The sequence below is a fragment of the Actinosynnema sp. genome (assembly GCF_052038725.1).
Genome location: NZ_JBQGCX010000239.1, coordinates 1 through 3,566, shown reverse-complemented (window position 1 = coordinate 3,566; position 3,566 = coordinate 1). Strand labels below are relative to the sequence as shown.

2 protein-coding genes are annotated in these 3,566 nt (G+C 77.7%); both read left to right on the top strand.

From position 1 onward, the window contains the following. The coding region (locus ACTUAL_RS04665; protein ID WP_440899377.1) for a WD40 repeat domain-containing protein at positions 1 to 2,745 on the top strand (2,745 nt) is incomplete at its 5' end. Positions 2,746 to 2,869: 124 nt separating this feature from the next. Continuing rightward, positions 2,870 to 3,400, top strand: a complete 531-nt coding sequence (locus tag ACTUAL_RS04660) for a DUF2165 domain-containing protein (RefSeq protein WP_096491380.1) — start codon at positions 2,870 to 2,872, stop codon at positions 3,398 to 3,400. Positions 3,401 to 3,566 lie beyond the last annotated feature (166 nt).

The window sequence follows — 3,566 nt, the reverse complement described above, 5'->3', positions numbered from 1 at the left end:
CGGGCCGCGGGCGGCATCCAGGGCGCGGTGGCCGCCACGGCCGAGCGCGCCTGGGCCGACCTCCCCCCGGCCGCGCAGGGGGCCGCGCGCCCGCTGCTGCTGCGCCTGGTGCGGATCGGCGCGGACACCCACGACACCCGGCGCCGCTCCACCCGGCAGGAGCTGGTGGGCCAGGCGGGCGACCCGGCCGCCGCCGAGGAGGCGCTCGAGGTGCTGGCCCGCGCCCGGCTGGTCACCCTCGACGCGGGCTCGGTGGAGATCACCCACGAGGCGCTGATCCAGGCGTGGCCGAGGCTGCGCGACTGGATCGACCAGGACCGGGAGGGCGAGCTGCTGCGGCAGCGGCTGGAGGAGGACGCGGCGGCCTGGGCCGAGCAGGGCCGGGACCCCTCGCTGCTGTACCGGGGCGCGCGGCTGGAGGCGGCCAGGCACTGGGCGGCCAGGCACCGGGCGGACGGCGCGGGCCCGACCGGCGCCACCGGCGACTTCCTCGCGGTGTCCGGCCAGCACCACCGGCGGGCGGTGTGGGCGCTGCGCGGCGGGGTCGCGCTGGTGGTGGTGCTCGCGCTGATCGCCGGGGTCGCGGCCGTGGTGGCGGTGCGCCAGCGCGACGACGCGGTGTTCCGGCAGGTCGTGGCCGAGGCCGACAAGCTGCTCGACCGCGACCCGTCGCTGTCCGCGCAGCTGGCGCTGGTCGCGCGCGGGATGCGGCCGTCCGCGCTCGACCTGGGCACCCGGCTGATCTCCTCCGGCGGCGCGCCGCTGGCCACCCCGCTGACCGGCCACACCGGCGCGGTCTACCTGACCACGTTCTCCCCGGACGGCCGCACCCTGGCCACCGCCAGCTACGACCGCACCGTGCGGCTGTGGGACGTCACCGACCGGGACGCCCCGAAGCCGCTGGGCGAGCCGCTGACCGGGCACGGCGACTGGGTCAGCTCCGCCGTGTTCTCCCCCGACGGCCGCACGCTCGCGTCGGCGGGCAAGGACGGCTCGGTCCGGCTGTGGGACGTCACCGACCGGGCCCGCCCCAGGCGGCTGGGCACCGCGGAGGCCCCAGGCAGGGACACCGTCTACCTGGTCGCGTTCTCCCCGGACGGCCGCACGCTCGCGTCCGCGCACGCCGACCGCGCGGTGCGGCTGTGGGACGTCACCGACCCGAGCGCCCCGCGGCGGGTCGCGGAGCTGGCCGGGCACGGGCAGCAGGTGCGCACCGTGGCCTTCTCCCCCGGCGGGCTGCTGGCCTCCGGCTCGGACGACGCGACCGTGCGCCTGTGGGACGTGTCGGACCCGAGCGCGCCGCGCCAGGTCGGGGCCCCGCTGGGCGGGTTCGACAGCACCGTGCACTCGGTCGCGTTCTCCCCCGACGGCCGCACCCTCGCCGCGGGCAGCGAGGACCGCAGCATCCGGCTGTGGGACGTCACCGACCCGGCCGCCCCCGAGGCGCGCGGCAGGCCGCTGGCGCTGCACCTGGCCCCGGTGTGGTCGGTCGCGTTCTCCCCGGACGGCCGGGTGCTGGCCTCGGGCGCGGCGGACAGCACGGCGCGGCTGTGGAACGTCACCGACCCGGCGCGGGTCCAGCCGCTGGGCAAGCCGCTGGCGGGCCGCAGCGGCACGGTGTTCGCGGTCGGGTTCTCCCCCGACGGCCGCGCGCTGGCCACCGGCAGCCTGGACCCGGTGGTGCGGCTGTGGTCGCTGCCGTCGACGGTGCTGGTCGGGCACGCCGCCCGCACGGTCGGCCCCCGGTTCACCCCGGACGGGCGCGCGCTGCTGACCGGCAGCGAGGACGGCACGGTGCGCGCGTGGGACCTGGCCGGTCCCGGCGGCCCGGACGCGCCCGCCCCGATCGGCGACCGGCGGGACGCGGGCGAGCCGGTGCGGGCGGTGGTGCTGGGCGAGGACGGCCGCACGATGGTCACGGCGGGCCCGAAGGCGGTGCGGCTGTGGGACGTGCGGCCGGGCGCGGAGCCGGAACCGCTGGGCGCGCCGCTGCCGCTGCGCACCCGGTTCAGCTCGCCGCTGGCGCTGCGCGGGAACCTGCTGGTCACCGCGGACGAGGACAACACCGTCCTGCTGTGGGACCTGTCCGACCGGGCGCACCCCAGGCCGCTGGGCGAGCCGCTGACCGGGCACGACGGGTACGTGAACCTCGCGCTGCTCACCTCGGACGGCCGGTTCCTGGTGACCGGCAGCGCCGACAGCCACCTGCGGGTGTGGGACGTGTCGGACCCGGCGCGCCCGAGGGCGGTGGGCCGGTTCCCCGGCCACGACGGCCCGGTGCGGGCGGGCGCGCTGTCCCCGGACGGGCGGGTGCTGGCGACGGCGGGCGACGACAAGCTCGTGCGGCTGTGGGACTTCTCGGACCCGACCGCGCCAAGGCCGCTGGGCGCGCCGCTGGCCGGGCACGAGGAGGCGGTGGTGTCGGTGGTGTTCACCCCCGACGGGCGCACCCTGGCCAGCGGCGGCGAGGACGCGCGGCTGCGGCTGTGGGACACCTCGGCCCCCGCGCTGGCCGGGCCGATCGGCGAGGGCGTGGTCGGGCACGACTCGGCGCTGCGGGACATCTCGGTGAGCCCGGACGGCTCGGTGGTGGCGACCAGCTCGGCCGACGGCACGGTGCGGCTGTGGCACCTGGACGCGGACTGGGCCCGTCGGCGGATCTGCGCGCGGACCGGGGGCGTGCTGACCGAGGACGCCTGGCGGGAGCACGTCCCGCAGCTGGACTACGCGCCCCCGTGCAGGTAGGCGGGACGGCCGGGGCCTGCCGCCCGACCGGTGGATCGGGCACCCGAAGCAGTCGGCGCGGCCATCCGGGTGATCGTTCGCGGGCCCGTGGACTTCCGCCGCGCGGTGACTAGGTTCAGCAGTCATGCGCTTTCTGGCACGGGTCGGGGGACCCCGCGCGGCGGTCGTGGTGCTCACGGCCGTCGCGGGCGTCTACATGGCACTGGTGGCGTTCAACAACGTCACCGACTACGGGTCCAACCACGCGTTCGTGCAGCACGTGTTCGCGATGGACACCACGTTCGGCGCGCCGAGCGCGGCGTGGCGGGCGATCACGAGCCCGGCGCTGGTGACGGTCGCGTACGTGCTGATCATCGCCTGGGAGGCGCTGACGGCGGTGGTGCTGCTGGCGGGGCTGGGGGCGTGGCTGTCCGGCCGGTCGCGGTTGGGGTCGCTGCTGTCCGGGACTGGGTTCGGGATGCAGGTGCTGCTGTTCGGGCTGGGGTTCATCGTGATCGGCGGCGAGTGGTTCCTGATGTGGCAGTCGAAGCAGTGGAACGGGCTGACCCCCGCGCTGCAGAACGTGGTGATCGCCGGGTTCGGGCTGGTGCTGGTGCACGTGGCCGGGCGGGGCGAGCCGGTGGTGGAGCGCGCCGGCGCGGGGCGCGCGGGCTGAACCCGGCGGGCTGAACCCTTCGCGCGCGAGCGCTGCGGAACGACGGCGGAACGACGGCGGAACCCCCTGGTCGCAGGTCAGGGGGTTCCGCCGCGTTCCCGGCGCGGACGGGGGACGGACCCGTCCGCGCCGGTGGTCGGCCCGCGCGCACGCGGGCCGACCGGCT

What these genes read in the sequence shown, in the direction of transcription:
- ACTUAL_RS04660 (WP_096491380.1), top strand. Translation starts at nt 2,870, where the DNA reads ATGCGCTTTCTGGCACGGGTCGGGGGACCCCGCGCGGCGGTCGTGGTG.